Source organism: Pectobacterium sp. IFB5596, assembly GCF_021432585.1.
Lineage (GTDB): Bacteria > Pseudomonadota > Gammaproteobacteria > Enterobacterales > Enterobacteriaceae > Pectobacterium > Pectobacterium punjabense.
This window is the reverse complement of the sequence record NZ_LXFY01000012.1, coordinates 91907-111818: the sequence shown is the minus strand read 5'-3', so window position 1 is coordinate 111818 and position 19912 is coordinate 91907. Positions and strand designations below refer to the sequence as shown.

Sequence of the window (19912 nt, the reverse complement as noted above, 5' to 3'; positions counted from 1 at the left end):
CCCGCCGTGCTTTAACACATCATAAGAAATTCAATCCCCTAGTTGTAATTGAAATGTTGAAGTTTTGTCAAATCAGATAATTAATTTTATATAAATTGTGAAGTTCGTGATCTAAATCACTGTTCGGGGCAAATGTCACCAAACAGTTTGTATGGGAATTGTAATAGGAATGTGAAGGACCTATACTCCCGCCAGGTCTCCGGAATCACCCTGCAGTAGGAGCACCCAGTATGAAAGGATCATGCGCTGTTTAGACACCGGAATGTCGATGTTTGAGCGCGTATCATAAACCCACTCTCAGGGCTGTAACTTTCATGCTGTCTGACCTCACATCAGGCCCGGAGGAAGAAACAATAATAAAAGCTGTGTGGGCAAATCTGTGAAAAAACAAAGACCTGTCAATCTGGAATTGCAGACGATCCAGTTTCCCGTTACTGCGATAGCATCTATTCTTCACCGCGTCTCCGGCGTTATCACCTTTGTCGCTGTCGGTATTTTACTGTGGCTGTTAGGCACTTCTCTTTCTTCAGAGGAAGGGTTCCTGCGTGCTGCGGAAATTATGGATAGCTTCATCGTCAAATTTATCGTTTGGGGCATCCTCGTCGCGCTGGCTTATCACATTGTTGGTGGGATACGTCACCTGTTGATGGATTTTGGCTATATAGAAGAAGACCTTGCCGCAGGTAAGCGTTCTGCAAATATCTCCTTTATTATTACTGTCGTGCTTTCAATTCTGGCTGGAGTCCTCGTATGGTAAGCAATGCTTCTGCGTTAGGACGCAATGGCGTACACGATTGGTTACTGATTCGCGCTTCCGCCATCGTCATTGTTCTGTATGTAATTTATCTTATTGGTTTTATTGCTACGGCTGGCGACATCACTTATGAAATCTGGCGTGGTTTCTTCGCGATGGCCCTCACCAAAGTATTCACACTGCTAACGTTATTTTCCATTCTGGTTCATGCCTGGATAGGGATGTGGCAAGTGCTGACCGACTACATTAAACCGCTGGCCTTACGCCTGACTTTACAGTTGGCAATTGTGGTAGCGCTGTTGGTGTACGTCATTTATGGAACTGTTGTGGTGTGGGGTGCGTGATGAATTTGCCAGTCAGAGAATTTGATGCAGTCGTTGTTGGCGCAGGTGGCGCAGGTATGCGCGCCGCGCTGCAAATCTCCCAAATGGGCCTGTCCTGTGCCCTGTTATCTAAAGTGTTCCCAACCCGTTCTCATACCGTGTCCGCGCAGGGTGGTATTACCGTTGCGTTGGGTAATACTCATGAGGATAACTGGGAATGGCACATGTATGACACCGTAAAAGGGTCAGATTACATTGGCGATCAGGACGCAATTGAATATATGTGTAAAACCGGCCCGGAAGCGATTCTGGAACTGGAACACATGGGGTTACCGTTCTCCCGTCTGGATGATGGCAGCATTTATCAGCGTCCGTTCGGTGGTCAATCCAAGAATTTTGGCGGCGAGCAGGCTGCACGTACCGCCGCAGCCGCTGACCGTACAGGCCATGCGCTGCTGCACACGCTATATCAGCAGAACCTGAAAAATCACACCACTATCTTCTCCGAGTGGTATGCCCTCGATCTGGTGAAAAATCAGGATGGTGCGGTTGTCGGTTGTACGGCGATCTGTATCGAAACCGGTGAAGTTGTCTATTTCAAAGCGAAAGCAACGGTGCTGGCAACCGGTGGTGCGGGCCGTATCTATCAGTCCACCACCAATGCACACATTAATACTGGCGATGGCGTGGGCATGGCACTGCGTGCGGGCGTTCCGTTGCAAGACATGGAAATGTGGCAGTTCCACCCAACGGGTATCGCGGGTGCGGGTGTGCTGGTGACTGAAGGTTGCCGTGGCGAAGGCGGTTACCTGCTGAACAAGCATGGTGAACGTTTCATGGAACGTTATGCGCCAAACGCGAAAGATCTGGCTGGCCGTGACGTTGTTGCCCGTTCCATCATGATCGAAATTCGTGAAGGCCGCGGCTGTGAAGGCCCGTGGGGACCACATGCTAAGCTGAAACTGGACCATCTGGGTAAAGATGTTTTGGAATCCCGTTTGCCGGGTATTCTGGAACTGTCTCGCACATTTGCTCACGTTGACCCGGTGAAAGAGCCGATTCCGGTTATCCCAACCTGCCACTACATGATGGGCGGTATTCCTACCAAAGTGAGCGGTCAGGCATTGACGGTGAATGAGAAAGGCGAAGATGTGGTGATTCCAGGGCTGTTTGCCGTGGGTGAAATTGCCTGCGTTTCGGTTCATGGTGCTAACCGTCTGGGCGGTAACTCGCTGCTCGATCTGGTGGTATTCGGCCGTTCGGCGGGTATTCACCTGCAAGAGTCGTTGAACGAGCAGGGCGAAAGCCGTGATGCCAGCGAGTCCGATATTGAAGCCTCTCTCGACCGTCTGAACCGCTGGAACAATACCCGTTCAGGGGAAGATCCGGTTGAAATTCGCAAAGCGCTGCAATCCTGTATGCAGAATAACTTCTCGGTCTTCCGCGAAGGCGATGCAATGGCTAAAGGGCTGGAAGAGCTGAAAGTGATCCGTGAGCGCCTGAAAAATGCGCGTCTGGATGACACCTCAAGTGAATTCAATACCCAGCGCATCGAGTGTCTGGAATTGGATAACCTGATGGAAACCGCGTATGCAACGGCAGTTTCCGCTAACTTCCGTACCGAAAGCCGTGGTGCGCATAGCCGCTTTGACTACCCAGAGCGCGACGATGAAAACTGGCTGTGCCATTCGTTGTATCTGCCGCAAACCGACAGCATGACGCGCCGTGAGGTGAACATGCAGCCTAAACTGCGTCCGGCGTTCCCGCCGAAAGTACGTACTTATTAATTGCGGAGATCAAACGATGAAACTCGAATTTTCCATTTATCGTTATAACCCGGATGTTGATGATGCTCCGCGGATGCAGGATTACCAGTTGGAGGCGGAAGAAGGCCGCGACATGATGCTGCTGGATGCGCTGATGCTGCTGAAAGAGCAAGATCCAACGCTCTCATTCCGTCGCTCCTGCCGTGAAGGCGTCTGTGGTTCTGACGGCGTTAACATGAACGGTAAGAATGGGCTGGCCTGTATTACGCCTGTTTCCGCGTTACGGCGCGGAAAAAGCAAAATTGTTATCCGTCCTCTACCCGGATTACCGGTTGTCCGTGATTTGGTAGTAGACATGGGACAGTTCTATGCCCAATATGAGAAAATAAAGCCTTACCTGTTGAATAATGGGAAAAATCCGCCAGCGCGTGAGCATCTGCAATCGCCTGAGCAACGTGCCAAGCTGGATGGGTTGTATGAGTGCATTATGTGTGCTTGCTGCTCAACGTCTTGCCCGTCGTTCTGGTGGAACCCGGATAAGTTCGTTGGGCCTGCGGGATTGCTGGCAGCGTACCGTTTCCTGATTGACAGCCGTGATACGGAAACTAAGCCACGGTTGGACGATCTGGACGATGCGTTCAGCGTCTTCCGTTGCCACGGCATCATGAACTGCGTCAATGTTTGTCCGAAAGGGTTGAACCCGACCAAGGCTATTGGCCATATTAAATCTATGCTGTTGCATCGTAGCGCGTAGCGGATAGCCATTACGTAAGGCGTTATTGCATAAAGATTAAGTAGTAAAACATGTATCTCCCTCTGAAGTTGCTATTCTTCAGAGGGAGCGCAGGAAACCTTTAAAAACCGGCTTACGCGCCAGAACCGGTTTTTAAAGGTTCCTTAGGGGGATGGATACTCTAAGCACGTACCGATGTACGACAAGTGAACCGTTTGTACGGCACACGATATACGGACACTAATTACATGTTAACCACGGCGAAAACTGAAGCTTATTAGCTTAAGGGATCATAATGCAGAACGGCGCGATGAAGGCCTGGCTGGATTCCTCCTATTTGGCGGGTGCGAATCAGTCCTACATAGAGCAACTCTATGAAGATTTTTTAACCGATCCTGACTCGATCGAACATAGCTGGCGCTCGATCTTCCAGCAATTGCCTACGAGTGGGGTCAAACCGGATCAACTCCATTCCAAAACGCGTGAATATTTCCGCCGTCTGGCGAAAGACGCTTCGCGCTTTACCTCGTCAGTCACCGATCCCGATATTGATGCTAAGCAGGTCAAGGTATTGCAGCTGATCAATGCGTTCCGCTTCCGTGGACATCAGCAAGCTAACCTGGACCCGATCTTCCTGCGTCCTCAGGAACCCGTTGCAGAACTGGATCTGGATTACCATAACCTGACGCAGGATGATTTGCAGGAATCCTTCAACGTGGGTTCTTTTGCTATTGGCAAAGACACCATGAAGCTGGAAGATCTGTATGACGCGTTGAAACGCACTTATTGCGGTTCTATCGGCGCGGAATATATGCATATGACCAGCACGGAAGAGAAACGCTGGATACAGCAACGCATCGAATCGGTAATGGGGCAACCGTCATTTACGGTAGAAGAGAAACGCCGTTTCCTGAAAGAGTTAACCGCAGCGGAAGGACTGGAGCGTTACCTGGGGGCTAAATATCCCGGTGCCAAGCGTTTCTCGCTGGAGGGCGGTGATGCACTGGTTCCGATGCTGAAAGAGCTGATTCGCCATGCGGGTGCAAACGACACTCGCGAAGTGGTATTGGGGATGGCGCACCGTGGTCGTCTCAACGTCCTGATCAACGTGTTGGGCAAAAAATCTCAGGATCTGTTCGACGAGTTTGCCGGTAAGCATAAAGAACACTTGGGTACCGGTGACGTGAAATATCATCAGGGCTTCTCGTCTGAATTCGAGACTGCGGGTGGTCTGGTGCACTTGGCGTTGGCGTTCAACCCATCGCACCTGGAAATCGTCAGCCCGGTGGTGACAGGATCGGTTCGTGCGCGTCTTGATCGTCTTAATAGCCAGAGTGGTCCGCGTGTTCTGCCAATCACCATTCATGGCGATGCGGCAGTGAGTGGTCAGGGGGTGGTGCAGGAACTGTTGAATATGTCGACAGTGCGTGGATATGAAGTTGGCGGTACGCTACGTATTGTTATCAACAACCGTATCGGCTTCACGACCTCTAACCCGTTGGATATTCGTTCCACCGAATACTGTACCGATATCGGCAAGATGGTGCAGGCACCGATTTTCCACGTTAACGCAGACGACCCGGAAGCGGTGGCGTTTGTTACGCGTCTGGCGCTGGATTTCCGTAATGAGTTTAAGCGCGATGTGTTCATCGATCTGATTTGTTATCGCCGTCATGGTCATAACGAAGCTGACGAGCCAAGTGCAACGCAGCCGATGATGTACCAGAAGATCAAGAAACACCCGACGCCGCGTAAGGTATACGCCGATCGTCTGGAGCAGGAAAAATCCATTACGCTGGAAGATGCTACCGAAATGGTCAACCTGTACCGCGATGCGCTGGATGCCGGTGAATGTGTGGTGGAAGAATGGCGTCAGATGGATATGCAGTCCTTTACCTGGACGCCGTATCTGAACCATGAGTGGGATGAACCTTATCCGCACGCAACAGAAATGAAACGTTTGCAGGAACTGGCGAAGCGTATCAGCGAAGTGCCGGAAGGGATTGACGTTCATCCTCGCGTTGCCAAAGTCTATGCTGACCGGGCTGAGATGGCCGCTGGAAACAAACCTTTTGACTGGGGTGGAGCAGAAACGCTGGCCTACGCTACCTTGGTTGATGAAGGGATTCCGATTCGTCTGTCTGGTGAGGATAGCGGTCGCGGTACGTTCTTCCATCGCCACGCTGTCGTGCATAACCAGAAGAACGGTTCCAGCTACACGCCGTTGAACCACGTGCATAACGGACAGGGCGAGTTCAATGTTTGGGACTCCGTATTGTCTGAAGAGGCGATTCTGGCGTTTGAATACGGCTATGCGACGGCAGAACCGCGCACCCTGACCATTTGGGAAGCGCAGTTTGGTGACTTCGCTAACGGTGCGCAGGTTGTTATCGATCAGTTCATCAGTTCCGGTGAGCAGAAGTGGGGTCGGATGTGTGGTCTGGTCATGCTGCTGCCGCACGGTTACGAAGGCCAAGGCCCTGAGCACTCGTCTGCTAGACTGGAGCGTTATCTGCAACTCTGCGCCGAGCAAAATATGCAGGTCTGTATTCCGTCAACACCTGCGCAGGTTTATCACATGCTTCGCCGTCAGGCGCTGCGCGGTATGCGCCGTCCTCTGGTGGTGATGTCGCCAAAATCTCTGTTGCGCCATCCGCTGGCGATCTCTTCACTGGATGAACTCGCAAAGGGTTCCTTCCAGCCAGCGATTGGTGAAGTTGAAGAATTAGATCCAGCAGCCGTGAAGCGTGTCGTGCTTTGTTCCGGTAAGGTCTACTATGATTTGGTGGAACAGCGCCGCAAGAACGAGCAAAAAGATGTCGCTATCGTTCGTATCGAACAGCTTTATCCGTTCCCGCATCAGGCCGTTCAAGCTGCGCTGGAATCGTTTGCCCATGTTCACGATTTCGTGTGGTGTCAGGAAGAGCCGCTGAATCAGGGAGCTTGGTATTGCAGTCAGCACCATTTCCGTGAAGTGATTCCGTTTGGGGCTTCTTTACGTTACGCAGGACGCCCGGCGTCTGCATCACCCGCCGTTGGCTATATGTCCGTACACCAGAAACAACAGCAAGATCTGGTCGATGACGCGCTGAACGTTGATTAAATAAAAGGATAGATAATGAGTAGCGTAGATATTCATGTACCCGACCTGCCTGAATCCGTCGCTGACGCCACGGTGGCTACCTGGCATAAAAAGCCAGGCGATAGCGTCCAGCGCGATGAAGTACTGGTTGAAATTGAAACTGACAAAGTTGTACTGGAAGTTCCTGCCTCTGAAGCCGGTATTCTGGATGCCGTGTTGGAAGAGGAAGGTGCAACAGTAACGTCTCGCCAACTGCTGGGGCGCATTCGTCGTGGCGACAGCTCTGGTAAAGAAACCAGCGAGAAATCACAAAGCAAAGAATCAACACCGGCACAGCGTCATACGGCTGGGCTGGAAGAAGAGAACAGCGACGCGCTCAGCCCGGCTATCCGCCGTCTGATTGCAGAGCACGATCTCGATGCTTCTGCTATCAAAGGCAGCGGTGTAGGCGGTCGAATTACCCGTGAAGACGTGGATAAACATTTGGCGGCCCAGAAGAAAGAGTCTGGTAAAGCGCCTAAGTCTGAAGCGCCTGCCGCTTCTCCGGCACCGGCTCTGGGCGCGCGCAGCGAAAAACGCGTGCCGATGACGCGTCTGCGTAAGCGTGTTGCTGAGCGTCTGCTGGAAGCGAAAAACAGCACGGCAATGTTGACGACGTTCAACGAAATCAATATGCAGCCAATCATGGATCTGCGCAAGCAGTACGGCGATGCATTTGAGAAGCGTCATGGTGTGCGTCTGGGCTTCATGTCCTTCTACATCAAAGCCGTGGTCGAAGCGCTGAAGCGTTATCCAGAAGTGAATGCGTCTATTGATGGCGAAGATGTGGTTTACCACAACTACTTCGATGTCAGCATTGCGGTTTCTACCCCGCGTGGCTTGGTTACGCCAGTGCTGCGTGATGTCGATGCGCTGGGCATGGCCGATATCGAGAAGCGAATCAAAGAGCTGGCCGTGAAAGGCCGTGACGGCAAACTGACGGTTGAAGAACTGCTGGGCGGTAATTTCACCATTACCAACGGTGGCGTCTTTGGCTCTCTGATGTCTACCCCAATCATCAACCCACCGCAGAGTGCGATTCTGGGTATGCACGCCATTAAAGATCGTCCGATGGCGGTTGATGGTCAGGTAGTTATTCTGCCGATGATGTATCTGGCACTGTCTTACGATCACCGCTTGGTCGATGGACGTGAATCCGTTGGCTTCCTCGTGACTGTGAAAGAGATGCTGGAAGATCCAGCGCGTCTGCTGTTAGACGTTTAGTCCGACAGATAGGCTTTCGGGCGGGTAACCCTGACGGTTTCCGCCCGAAAAGATATACCCGTTATACTTCAAGCTGCATGTGCGTTGGCCTTCCTCGCTCACCCCAGTCACTTACTGGTGTAAGCTCCTGGGGATTCACTGTGTCGCCGCCTTCCTGCAACTCGAATTATTTAGGGTATAGACAAGATTATGTGCTATGCAGGCCGTTTTTTCTTAACGGCGTTATCCAAATATATCAGAGAGTTAATGGCGCTTTTCTCTACCGAAAGATTCGGTGATGAAAAACCGTCTGCCGACTTATCTCCAAACCTAAATGGATAGAACATCATGAATTTACACGAGTATCAGGCAAAACAACTCTTTGCTCGATATGGTTTACCGGCACCGACCGGCTATGCCTGCACCACTCCGCGTGAAGCGGAAGAAGCCGCGTCTAAAATTGGTGCGGGTCCGTGGGTCGTAAAATGTCAGGTTCACGCAGGCGGTCGCGGTAAAGCGGGCGGCGTTAAAGTTGTCAGCAATAAAGAAGATATCCGCGCCTTTGCTGAAAACTGGCTGGGTAAAAAACTCGTTACTTATCAAACTGACGCGCAGGGTCAGCCGGTTCATCAGATTCTGGTTGAAGCCGCGACAGATATCGACAAAGAGCTTTATCTGGGCGCAGTTGTTGACCGTGGCACGCGTCGCGTGGTGTTCATGGCGTCCACCGAAGGTGGCGTAGAAATTGAAAAAGTGGCGGAAGAGACGCCGGAACTGATCCACAAAGCTGCCATCGATCCACTGGTAGGCCCACAGCCTTATCAAGGCCGTGAATTGGCTTTCAAACTGGGCTTAAGCGGTAAGCAAGTTGCTCAGTTCACCAAAATCTTCATGGGTCTGGCGACGCTGTTCCTGGAACGCGATCTGGCGCTGGTAGAAATTAACCCGCTGGTTATCACCAAGCAGGGCGATCTGATCTGTCTGGATGGCAAACTGGGTGCGGACGGCAATGCCCTGTTCCGTCAGCCTGAGCTGCGTGAAATGCGCGACCCAAGTCAGGAAGATTCCCGTGAAGCGCATGCGGCACAGTGGGAATTGAACTATGTGGCGCTGGACGGCAACATTGGCTGCATGGTCAACGGTGCTGGTCTGGCGATGGGCACGATGGACATCGTGAAACTGCACGGTGGTGCTCCTGCGAACTTCCTCGATGTTGGCGGCGGCGCGACGAAAGAACGTGTTACTGAAGCGTTCAAAATCATCCTGTCTGACGACAAGGTAAAAGCTGTCTTTGTTAACATCTTTGGTGGCATCGTACGTTGCGATTTGATCGCTGACGGCATCATCGGCGCCGTAGCCGAAGTGGGTGTTAACGTACCGGTTGTGGTACGTCTTGAAGGAAACAATGCGGAGCTGGGTGCCAAGAAACTGGCGGATAGCGGCCTGAATATTATTGCCGCGACCAGCCTGACGGGTGCTGCTCAGCAGGTTGTTGCAGCTGTGGAGGGTAAATAATGTCCATTCTGATTAATAAAAATACCAAAGTTATCTGTCAGGGTTTTACCGGTAGTCAGGGGACATTCCACTCTGAGCAAGCGCTTGCTTACGGTACGCAAATGGTTGGCGGTGTGACGCCGGGTAAAGGCGGCACGGAACATCTGGGTCTGCCCGTATTTAATACGGTACGTGAAGCGGTAGAAGCGACGGGCGCAACGGCATCCGTTATCTACGTTCCCGCTCCGTTCTGTAAAGACTCCATTCTGGAAGCGATTGACGCAGGTATCGAGTTGATCATCTGTATCACCGAAGGTATCCCGACGCTGGATATGCTGACGGTGAAAGTGAAGCTTGATCAGAGCGGCGTGCGGATGATTGGTCCGAACTGCCCAGGGGTGATCACACCGGGTGAATGTAAGATCGGTATTATGCCGGGCCATATTCACCTGCCGGGTAAAGTCGGTATCGTTTCTCGTTCAGGTACGCTGACGTATGAAGCCGTGAAGCAAACAACTGATACCGGGCTGGGTCAGTCCAGCTGTGTGGGTATCGGCGGCGACCCGATCCCAGGTTCTAACTTCATTGATATTCTGAAGCTGTTTGAACAGGACCCACAGACAGAAGCCATCGTCATGATTGGTGAAATCGGTGGTACGGCGGAAGAAGAAGCGGCAGCGTATATTAAAGAGCACGTGACTAAACCCGTTGTTGGTTACATCGCGGGCGTAACTGCGCCGAAAGGCAAGCGTATGGGCCATGCTGGCGCCATCATTGCCGGTGGTAAAGGTACTGCCGACGATAAATTCGCAGCGTTAGAAGCGGCCGGTGTCAAAACCGTTCGCAGTCTGGCGGATATCGGTGATGCCGTAAAAGCAATATTAGCACGTTAATCGATTGTTCGATTAAACATACTAGCCACCTCCGGGTGGCTTTTTTGTGCAAAAGAGAATGGAATTCAATAAGATCAAATATGAGAGAGTATTGTTAATTTATGCAACAATTATAAAACAATAAAAAAACGGAAGAATCAGTAATAAAATAAGAAAAAGCATACGAAAAAAAGAATAAAAAATGTGCCTTATTGTATGTAAATAATCGATAACGGAAAGTAGCGATTATATTGCTGAATTAATTTAACTTAAACCTAAAAATTACATTGCATTAACAATAAGCGCAATAAAGAAATTAATGCAACGCATCAATCACGAGAAAGGCGTTAAATTGTTTTAGATCAAAAAACGCCTCTGGATATAATTTATGAAATAGGCTTAAATTGCGCGAGGTCAATTATCGCCTTTTGCACCTTTTGGCGGGAAAGTTGATTTGAAGCCAAAAACCTAGTCTAGGTCACGTAAAAACCTATTTATTGTAGGGGATTACAGGCGTAATATACGGCTACCTCCTTATGGGGTACGCTATTTGTAATACTTGTGATTTATCTTGAGCTTGCTGTCGGGGCGTCGCGATGTGACTGCTCTGGTGAACGGTATTTTTAGTGTTTGTTACAGCCGATGTTAAAGCAATTCTTGTTGTGTTCTTTTTGGGTGTAATGGCCGAATGTTTGGCGGCTTGTCAGCGTTTGCAAGCTAATCCCTTCCTGCGAGGAGCAAGGAGTCAAAATGTTTGATGTAGTCGAACTGTCACGTTTACAGTTTGCCTTAACTGCAATGTACCATTTTCTATTCGTACCATTAACGCTGGGGATGGCGTTTTTGCTGGCGATTATGGAAACGGTATATGTGCTGTCCGGCAAACAAATCTATAAAGATATGACCAAATTCTGGGGCAAGTTATTCGCAATTAACTTTGCTCTTGGGGTCGCTACCGGATTGACCATGGAGTTTCAATTCGGGACCAACTGGTCATATTTCTCTCACTACGTCGGAGATATTTTCGGCGCGCCGCTGGCTATTGAAGGCTTGATGGCATTCTTCCTGGAATCGACCTTTGTTGGCTTGTTCTTCTTTGGTTGGGACCGTTTAGGAAAAGTGCAGCATATGGCCGTTACCTGGCTGGTCGCACTGGGTTCTAACTTCTCTGCACTGTGGATTCTGGTCGCTAATGGCTGGATGCAAAACCCCATCGCATCAGATTTCAATTTTGAAACCATGCGAATGGAAATGGTGAGCTTCGCTGACTTGGTACTGAATCCAGTTGCTCAGGTGAAATTCGTTCACACGGTGGCAGCAGGTTACTGTACCGGCGCGATGTTCATTCTGGGTATCAGTTCCTACTATCTGTTGAAAGGCCGCGACATTGCGTTTGCCAAGCGTTCATTTGCTATCGCAGCAAGCTTCGGTCTGGCTTCTGTCTTGTCTGTTATCGTACTGGGTGATGAATCCGGTTATGAAATGGGTGACGTGCAGAAAACCAAACTGGCAGCGATTGAAGCCGAATGGGAAACACAGCCGGCTCCGGCATCCTTTACGCTGATTGGCATCCCTAATCAGGATACGATGGAAAACAACTATGCCATCAAGATCCCTTACGCTTTGGGGATAATTGCCACCCGTTCGACTGACAAAGAAGTGACGGGTCTGAAAGAGCTGATGGCGATGCATGAAGTGCGTATTCGCAATGGTATGAAGGCGTACCACTTGCTGGAAGAATTACGCGCGGGCAACACCGACCCGGCAGTAAAAGAAGCGTTCGATCAGTCTAAGAAAGACTTGGGCTATGGTCTGTTGCTGAAACGCTATACGCCGAAAGTCTCTGATGCATCAGAAACTCAGATTAAACAAGCGGTTAAAGATTCTATCCCTCGTGTAGCACCGCTGTATTTTTCTTTCCGTATCATGGTAGGTTGCGGCATTCTGATGCTGTTGATCATTGGCCTCTCTTTCTGGACCGTTCTGCGTGGCAAAATTGGTCAGAAACGCTGGCTGCACCGCATCGCCCTGTATGGTATTCCGCTGCCGTGGATTGCTATCGAAGCAGGTTGGTTTGTTGCCGAATACGGCCGTCAACCTTGGGCTATCGGTGAAATCCTGCCAACAGCTGTCGCGACCTCATCGCTGACAGCAGGGGATATTCTGTTCTCAATGGGGCTGATCTGTGGTCTGTATACGCTCTTCCTGGTTGCAGAAATGTATCTGATGTTCAAATACGCACGTCTGGGGCCGAGCAGCTTGAAAACTGGGCGTTACCATTTTGAACAACCTATAGCGGCTGCGCAGGAAGCACGGTAAACAGGAGTCCACTATGTTTGAATATGAAGTCTTACGTTTTATCTGGTGGCTGTTGATCGGTATTTTGCTGATTGGCTTTGCTATCACTGATGGTTTTGACATGGGTGTGGGCATTCTGGTCCGTCTGATGGGGCGTGGGGATACCGAGCGTCGCGTCATGATTAACAGTATTGCTCCGCACTGGGACGGTAACCAGGTCTGGTTGATCACCGCAGGTGGTGCGCTGTTTGCTGCCTGGCCGATGGTTTACGCCGCCGCGTTCTCTGGTTTCTACATTGCCATGATTCTGGTGCTGGCCTCACTGTTCTTCCGTCCTGTCGGCTTCGATTACCGTTCAAAAATCGAAGATCCGCGCTGGCGGGGAATGTGGGACTGGGGCATCTTTATTGGCAGCTTTGTGCCACCGGTTGTCATTGGTGTGGCGTTTGGCAACCTGTTGCAAGGTGTTCCGTTCCACGTCGATGAATATCTGCGCCTGTACTACACCGGAAACTTCTTCCAACTGCTGAATCCGTTTGGTTTGCTGGCTGGTGTGGTGAGTCTGACGATGATTCTTACTCAGGGTGCAACCTACCTGATGATGAGGACCACGGGCGATTTACACGTGCGTTCCAAATCTGCCGCGCAAATCTCCGCGCTGGTGATGATGGTGACGTTTGCTCTGGCTGGTGTATGGGTGATTTACGGCATTGATGGTTATGTGGTGACGTCGGCGATTAACACTGCTGCTGAGTCTAACCCACTGCGTAAAGAAGTCGTTCAGCAGGCAGGTGCCTGGCTGGTCAACTTTAATAACCATCCTGTGCTGTGGGCGATTCCCGTACTGGGCGTGGTGTTGCCAGTGTTGACTACCCTTATGGCGCGTGCAGAGAAAGGAGCGTGGGCATTCTTGTTCTCTTCTCTGACTATCGCCTGTGTGATTCTGACCGCTGGGATCGCCATGTTCCCGTTCATTATGCCGTCAGTCACCGTGCCTAACGTCAGCTTGACGGTATGGGATGCGACATCGAGTCTGCTGACGTTGAAAGTGATGACTGTGGTTGCGATTATTTTCGTTCCCATCGTGCTTTCTTACACTGCGTGGTGCTATTACAAGATGTTCGGTCGTATTACTAAAGAGCAGATTGAGCAAAACACTCACTCTATGTACTAAGTAAGGAGCTTAATTTATGTGGTATTTTGCCTGGATACTCGGAACGCTTCTTGCTTGCTCACTGGGGATCATCACAGCCCTGGCTATTGAGCAGAGTGAGGCAAGTAAAGCGGCTGAAGACGATAAGCAATGAATGATCTGGTCGATAAACTCTATCGCCTGATGGATAAGAGCCCGTTAAGGGCTCTTTCCCTTATCATGGCGTTGCTACTCGCTGGCTGTGTTTTCTGGGACCCGACGCGTTTTGCTGCGCGGACCAGCGAACTCGCGGTTTGGCAGGGACTGCTGTTGATTTGGGCCGTTTGTGCAGGCGTTGTTCATGGCGTGGGTTTCCGTCCACATCGCCTGCTTTGGCGCGCGTTTTTCGCACCACTTCCCGCCTTTGTGATCCTGTGCGCAGGATTGTACTATTTCTTCGGTTAAAATAGCCTCCTATTCCATTTAGTTATGGGTTGCTTGCGACCCATAATTATTTTCTTTCCGCTGTCACAATCCATTCCAAACCTCATTTCTCTTGCGTATAGTAGCGAGGTTTAATGCATTACCGGGATGTAGAGTGAGTAATTCGTTGTTTCGCTGGCCAGTTCGAGTCTACTTTGAAGACACTGATGCAGGTGGCGTTGTCTACCATGCGCGCTATGTTGCCTTTTATGAAAGGGCAAGAACCGAAGCGTTGCGGGAACGTAACTTTCACCAGCAAGCCTTGCTAAGTGAGCATGTCGCGTTTGCTGTTCGTCGGATGACGGTGGAGTATCTTGCTCCTGCACGCCTCGACGACATGCTGGAAGTGCAGAGCGAGATTATCTCGCTGCGTGGTGCTTCTCTGACTTTCGCACAGCGTATTCTCAATGCTCAGGGCACCCTGCTAAGCCATGCTGAAGTTTTGATCGCATGCATCGATCCACATCAAATGAAGCCAATTGCGCTTCCTAAGTCTATTGTCGCGGAGTTCAAGCAGTGACTGACATGAACGTTTTTGATTTGTTCCTGAAGGCAAGCCTTCTGGTCAAACTAATCATGCTGATTTTAATCTGTTTTTCTATCGCTTCCTGGGCGATCATTATTCAACGTACCCGAATTTTGAATGCGGCGACACGTGAGGCTGAGGCGTTCGAGGACAAATTCTGGTCGGGTATCGAACTGTCGCGTCTCTATCAGGAAAGCCAAAGTCGCCGCGATAGTCTGACGGGTACTGAACAAATCTTCCATTCAGGTTTCAAAGAATTTGCGCGGTTGCATCGTGTTAACAGCCATGCGCCGGAAGCGGTGGTAGAAGGTGCATCCCGGGCGATGCGTATTTCAATGAATCGTGAATTGGAAACGCTGGAAACGCACATTCCCTTCTTGGGCACCGTGGGTTCTATCAGCCCGTATATCGGCCTGTTCGGTACTGTTTGGGGGATTATGCACGCTTTTATCGCGCTGGGCGCCGTGAAGCAGGCAACCTTACAAATGGTTGCACCTGGTATTGCCGAAGCCTTGATTGCTACGGCAATCGGCCTGTTTGCTGCGATTCCTGCGGTCATGGCGTATAACCGCCTTAGCCTGCGGGTGGGTAAACTGGAGCAGAACTACGACAACTTTACGGAAGAGTTCATCGCGATCCTGCACCGTCAGGCATTCTCCAGCGACAACAGCAAGTAATCAGGGGGGATCATGGCACGAGTACGCAGAGGTCGTCGTGAGCTGAAATCCGAGATCAATATTGTTCCGCTATTGGACGTGCTGTTGGTGCTGTTGCTGATTTTTATGGCGACAGCCCCGATTATTACGCAGAGCGTTGAGGTAGATCTGCCGGATGCAACCGATTCAAAAACGGTCTCCAGCAATGACAATCCGCCCGTGATCGTAGAGGTTTCAGGCATAGGGCAATATAGTCTGGTTGTTGAGCAAAACCGTATGGAGCAGCTTCCGGCAGAGCAGGTGGTTGCTGAAGCGCAATCACGACTGGCTACTAACCCCAAGACGGTCTTTTTGATTGGTGGTGCGAAAGATGTTCCTTATGATGAGATCATTAAAGCGTTGAATTTGTTGCATCAGGCTGGCGTAAAGTCCGTTGGTTTGATGACGCAACCGATTTAAATGAGCGCATCACGGTTATGATCGTTAAGCCTATTTCTGGCAACACTGTTTTTGGGAATCGCTTGTGCTAAAGGCAAACGAACAAAACGATAAGCTGAAACGCGCCGTTATTATCTCGGCTGTTCTGCACATCATACTGATTGCTTTGCTGCTCTGGAGTTCGTCGACGCAAACGATGGATGCCAGCGGGGGCGGTGGAGGCTCGTCAATTGATGCAGTGATGGTCGATCCGAGCGCGGTGGTAGAGCAGTATAACCGCCAACAGCAGCAGCAGACCGATGCAAAACGTTCTGAACAGCAGCGTCAAAAGCAGGCTGAACGGCAGGCCGAAGAGCTTCAGCAGAAGCAAGCCGCTGAACAGCAGCGGCTGAAAGAGCTAGAAAAAGAGCGTCTGCAAGCGCAGGAAGAAGCGAAAAAGCAGGCTCAGGAGCAGGCTGAACAGCGTAAGCAATCTGAAGCGGCGGCTCAGCAGGCAAAAGAACAGCAGAAGCAGGCAGAAGCCGCGGCGGCAAAAGCGAAAGCTGAAGCTGAACAGCAGGCGAAAGCGGCAGCGGACGCTAAAAAGAAAGCGGAAGACGAAGCGAAGAAACAAGCTGCTGCGGCCGCTGCTGCTAAGAAGCAGGCGGAAGAGGAGGCTAAAGAAAAAGCCGCTGAGGCTGCCAAGCAAAAGGCAGCAGAAACCGCGAAAGCAGAAGCAGCCAAGGCTGCCGCAGAGGCGGCAAAAGAGGCTGAACAAGCTAAACAAAAAGCAGCAGCTGAGGCAGCGAAACAAAAAGCTGACGCTGATGCAGCGAAAAAAGCAGAAGCAGCTGCGGCGGCTAAAAAAGCCGCTGATGATAAAAAGAAAGCGGCAGCAGAGGCTGCTAAGCAGGAAAGCGCCGTTGATGATTTGCTGGGTGGGTTGGCTTCATCGAAAAACGCGCCGAAATCGGGCGGTGGTGCACCAGCGGGCACGGGTAACAATAAGAAGAGCGGTGCATCAGGTGCGGCGCTCGATAGTTATGGTAGCCAGGTTCGTTCAGCCATTCAGAGCAAATTTTATGACTGGCAGCTCTACAAAGGACGTACCTGTACATTACGAATTAAGCTGGCGCCAGATGGTCTGCTGATTGATGTCACGGCTGAAGGTGGCGATCCGGCGCTATGCCAGGCGGCTATTGCAGCTGCCAAACAGGCCAAAATACCGAAGCCACCGAGTACGGATGTTTATGAGGCTTTCAAAAATGCGCCAATAGACTTTAAACCGCAGTAACCGGGCTGTTTACCCAATAGATTTAAGATTATTACGATGGTAAATAAACCAGGTTATGTTGTTTTGTTGACATTGGTTTGTTTTTGTTAAAATTCTGCTAATTTATCGTAGACTTCGCGTCTGGATAAGGGAGATGAGATGAAGCAAGTACTGAAAGTTGCAGTAAGCTTTTTAATGCTGTGGGCAGCGGTGCTGCACGCGGAAGTACGTATAGAGATTACCCAAGGGGTAGACTCTGCGCGTCCTATTGGTGTGGTTCCATTTAAATGGGCTGGGCCAGGCGCTGCGCCTGAAGACGTAGGCGGCATCGTAGGTGCTGATTTGCGTAATAGCGGTAAATTCAACCCTATCGACGCAAACCGTATGCCACAGCAGCCTGCAACGGCATCTGAAGTGACGCCTGCTGCATGGACGGCGTTGGGTATTGATGCGGTGGTTGTTGGTCAGGTTCAGCCGAGTGCCGATGGCAGCTATCTGGTTTCTTACCAGCTTGTCGATACTTCTGGTAACCCGGGGAACGTACTGGCTCAGAACCAGTTCAAGGTGACCAAACAGTGGCTGCGCTATGCTGCGCACACGGCCAGTGATGAAGTGTTTGAAAAACTGAGTGGTATCAAAGGTGCGTTCCGTACCCGTATTGCTTACGTTGTTCAGACTAACGGTGGTCAGTTCCCTTATGAGCTGCGCGTTGCCGACTATGATGGCTACAACCAATTCGTTGTTCATCGTTCACCACAGCCGCTGATGTCTCCGGCCTGGTCCGCTGACGGCAGCAAACTCGCTTATGTAACGTTTGAAAGCGGTCGCTCTGCGCTGGTTATCCAAACGTTGGCAAATGGTGCAATCCGTCAGGTTGCGTCTTTCCCTCGTCACAACGGTGCGCCTTCTTTCTCTCCTGATGGCAGTAAACTGGCGTTTGCTCTGTCTAAGAGTGGTAGCCTGAATCTGTATGTGATGAATCTGGGCTCGGGTCAAATCAGTCAGGTGACTGATGGCCGCAGCAATAACACGGAACCAACCTGGTTCCCAGATAGCCAAACCTTGGCCTATACTTCAGACCAGGCTGGTCGTCCTCAGGTTTACAAAGTTAATGCTAACGGCGGTGCACCACAACGCCTGACCTGGGAAGGTTCTCAGAATCAGGATTCCGATGTGAGCGCCGACGGGAAATTTTTGGTAACGGTGAGCTCGAATGGTGGGGCTCAGCATATTTCCAAACTGGATCTGGTAACGGGTGCCGTACAAGTATTAACGGACACGTTCCTGGACGAAACGCCAAGTATCGCACCGAATGGCACGATGGTGATCTACAGTTCCAAACAAGGGCTGGGTTCAGTGCTACAGCTGGTTTCGACCGATGGCCGTTTCAAAGCGCGTCTTCCGGCTACTGATGGACAGGTTAAATTCCCTGCCTGGTCGCCGTATCTATAAGTACAGATATGTACAATAAACTCGTCAAAGGACATAAGAAATGCAATTCAATAAAGTGCTGAAAGGCCTGATGTTGGCTCTGCCGGTACTGGCAGTGGCCGCTTGTAGCTCCAACAAGAACGCGGACAATGACCAATCTTCCATGGGTGCGGGTAACAACGGCATGATGGACGGCGGTAACATGTCTTCTTCTGAGCAAGCTCGTTTGCAGATGCAAGAATTACAGCGCAACAACATCGTTTACTTCGGTCTGGACAAATACGATGTGAGCTCTGAATTTGCTCAGATGCTGGACGCCCACGCTGCATTCCTGCGTAGCAACCCGTCTTACAAAGTGACTATCGAAGGTCACGCGGACGAACGCGGTACGCCAGAATACAACATCGCTCTGGGTGAGCGTCGTGCCAACGCGGTACAAATGTACCTGCAGGGTAAAGGCGTTTCTTCCGATCAGATCTCTATCGTTTCTTACGGTAAAGAAAAACCAGCTGTTCTCGGTCATGACGAAGCGGCCTATGCCAAAAACCGTCGTGCCGTTCTGGTATATTAAGAGAATCGCATGAGCAGTAACTTCAGACGTCACCTGTTGGGTCTGTCGTTACTGGTTGGCGTAGCGGTCCCTTGGGCCGCTACTGCCCAAGCGCCAATCAGTAATGTCGGCTCAGGCTCGGTCGAAGACCGTGTCACTCAATTGGAGCGTATTTCTAACGCTCACAGTCAGCTTTTAACTCAACTTCAACAGCAGATCTCTGATAATCAGCGAGACATGGACAGCCTCCGTGGGCAGATCCAGGAAAGTCAGTATCAGTTGAATCAGATTGTTGAACGGCAAAAACAGATTTATCAGCAGATTGATGGATTAAGTTCGCAATCATCTTCTACACCGACGACAGGCGGCACACCTGCCGCTGCTGCGGGTACTGACACCGGTGCGGCCAACACGGCTGCACCAGCCAGTACGGGTGATGCGAATAGCGACTATAATGCCGCAGCTGCGCTCGTGCTGGAGAAAAAACAGTACGATCAGGCTATCAGCGCGTTTCAGGCATTTGTCAAAAAGTATCCAGACTCAACCTATCAACCAAATGCCAACTATTGGCTTGGTCAGTTGAATTACAACAAGGGGAAAAAGGACGATGCTGCGTACTATTTCGCCAATGTTGTTAAAAATTATCCCAAGTCACCAAAAAGTTCCGAAGCCTTGCTGAAGGTTGGGGTGATCATGCAGGAAAAAGGTCAGGCTGATAAAGCCAAAGCCGTTTACCAGCAAGTTGTAAAAATGTACCCCAATACGGAAAGTGCAAAGCAAGCGCAAAAGCGTTTAGCGGGATCGTAATACCGTATTAATTGGCACAAAAATTGCGCATCATGCGCGGTTTTTGTGCCTAAACGTCTTAAGAGTAAGCAAT

At 50.7% G+C, this 19912-nt stretch carries 19 protein-coding genes; all 19 read left to right on the top strand.

Annotated features, from left to right (window positions below):
- Positions 1–367 precede the first annotated feature (367 nt).
- The 19 genes from sdhC to cpoB all read left to right on the top strand — a co-directional run bounded on the left by sdhC (position 368) and on the right by cpoB (position 19839).
- On the top strand, positions 368–757 hold the full coding sequence (sdhC, locus tag A6301_RS10290) for a succinate dehydrogenase cytochrome b556 subunit (RefSeq protein WP_039275597.1): 390 nt from the start codon (positions 368–370) through the stop codon (positions 755–757).
- Positions 751–1098, top strand: coding sequence for a succinate dehydrogenase membrane anchor subunit (sdhD, locus tag A6301_RS10285; protein WP_107168270.1), 348 nt, complete (start codon positions 751–753; stop codon positions 1096–1098). Before sdhC ends, sdhD begins: the two co-directional genes overlap by 7 nt.
- Positions 1098–2864: a succinate dehydrogenase flavoprotein subunit gene (sdhA, locus tag A6301_RS10280; protein ID WP_039535911.1), complete on the top strand. Its 1767-nt coding sequence runs from the start codon at positions 1098–1100 to the stop codon at positions 2862–2864. Before sdhD ends, sdhA begins: the two co-directional genes overlap by 1 nt.
- Positions 2865–2880: 16 nt before the next feature.
- Entirely contained in the window at positions 2881–3597 is a 717-nt protein-coding gene (locus tag A6301_RS10275) for a succinate dehydrogenase iron-sulfur subunit (protein ID WP_107168269.1), read from the top strand.
- A gap of 274 nt (positions 3598–3871) precedes the next feature.
- On the top strand, positions 3872–6679 hold the full coding sequence (gene sucA / locus A6301_RS10270) for a 2-oxoglutarate dehydrogenase E1 component (RefSeq protein WP_107169821.1): 2808 nt from the start codon (positions 3872–3874) through the stop codon (positions 6677–6679).
- 15 nt (positions 6680–6694) lie between these two features.
- Positions 6695–7921, top strand: a complete 1227-nt coding sequence (gene odhB, locus A6301_RS10265) for a 2-oxoglutarate dehydrogenase complex dihydrolipoyllysine-residue succinyltransferase (RefSeq protein WP_205541682.1) — start codon at positions 6695–6697, stop codon at positions 7919–7921.
- 327 nt (positions 7922–8248) lie between these two features.
- Complete coding sequence (gene sucC, locus A6301_RS10260; protein ID WP_010285004.1) at positions 8249–9415, top strand: ADP-forming succinate--CoA ligase subunit beta; 1167 nt, start codon at positions 8249–8251, stop codon at positions 9413–9415.
- Positions 9415–10287: a succinate--CoA ligase subunit alpha gene (sucD, locus tag A6301_RS10255; protein WP_107169823.1), complete on the top strand. Its 873-nt coding sequence runs from the start codon at positions 9415–9417 to the stop codon at positions 10285–10287. The genes sucC and sucD overlap by 1 nt, the downstream gene beginning before the upstream one ends.
- A gap of 729 nt (positions 10288–11016) precedes the next feature.
- Complete coding sequence (cydA, locus tag A6301_RS10250) at positions 11017–12585, top strand: cytochrome ubiquinol oxidase subunit I (protein ID WP_234257723.1); 1569 nt, start codon at positions 11017–11019, stop codon at positions 12583–12585.
- Between the two features lie 13 nt (positions 12586–12598).
- Positions 12599–13738, top strand: a complete 1140-nt coding sequence (gene cydB / locus A6301_RS10245; protein WP_107169825.1) for a cytochrome d ubiquinol oxidase subunit II — start codon at positions 12599–12601, stop codon at positions 13736–13738.
- A gap of 16 nt (positions 13739–13754) precedes the next feature.
- The gene (gene cydX / locus A6301_RS10240; protein WP_069956042.1) at positions 13755–13871 is read left to right on the top strand and encodes a cytochrome bd-I oxidase subunit CydX; all 117 of its coding nucleotides are present in this window, start codon (positions 13755–13757) and stop codon (positions 13869–13871) included.
- Positions 13868–14161 (top strand): cyd operon protein YbgE, encoded by a 294-nt coding sequence (gene ybgE / locus A6301_RS10235; RefSeq protein WP_107169826.1) that lies wholly within the window; start codon positions 13868–13870, stop codon positions 14159–14161. The genes cydX and ybgE overlap by 4 nt, the downstream gene beginning before the upstream one ends.
- A gap of 133 nt (positions 14162–14294) precedes the next feature.
- The gene (gene ybgC, locus A6301_RS10230; RefSeq protein ID WP_107169827.1) at positions 14295–14699 is read left to right on the top strand and encodes a tol-pal system-associated acyl-CoA thioesterase; all 405 of its coding nucleotides are present in this window, start codon (positions 14295–14297) and stop codon (positions 14697–14699) included.
- On the top strand, positions 14696–15382 hold the full coding sequence (gene tolQ / locus A6301_RS10225) for a Tol-Pal system protein TolQ (RefSeq protein ID WP_107169828.1): 687 nt from the start codon (positions 14696–14698) through the stop codon (positions 15380–15382). The genes ybgC and tolQ overlap by 4 nt, the downstream gene beginning before the upstream one ends.
- 12 nt (positions 15383–15394) lie before the next feature.
- Positions 15395–15820 (top strand): colicin uptake protein TolR, encoded by a 426-nt coding sequence (tolR, locus tag A6301_RS10220; RefSeq protein ID WP_005973933.1) that lies wholly within the window; start codon positions 15395–15397, stop codon positions 15818–15820.
- A gap of 64 nt (positions 15821–15884) precedes the next feature.
- Positions 15885–17072, top strand: a complete 1188-nt coding sequence (tolA, locus tag A6301_RS10215; protein WP_107169829.1) for a cell envelope integrity protein TolA — start codon at positions 15885–15887, stop codon at positions 17070–17072.
- 138 nt (positions 17073–17210) lie between these two features.
- Positions 17211–18503 carry a Tol-Pal system beta propeller repeat protein TolB gene (gene tolB / locus A6301_RS10210; protein WP_107169830.1) on the top strand — a complete coding sequence of 431 codons (1293 nt, stop codon included), beginning with the start codon at positions 17211–17213 and terminating at the stop codon, positions 18501–18503.
- A gap of 40 nt (positions 18504–18543) precedes the next feature.
- Positions 18544–19053, top strand: a complete 510-nt coding sequence (gene pal / locus A6301_RS10205) for a peptidoglycan-associated lipoprotein Pal (RefSeq protein ID WP_010299226.1) — start codon at positions 18544–18546, stop codon at positions 19051–19053.
- 9 nt (positions 19054–19062) lie between these two features.
- Positions 19063–19839, top strand: coding sequence for a cell division protein CpoB (gene cpoB / locus A6301_RS10200; RefSeq protein WP_107169831.1), 777 nt, complete (start codon positions 19063–19065; stop codon positions 19837–19839).
- Positions 19840–19912 lie beyond the last annotated feature (73 nt).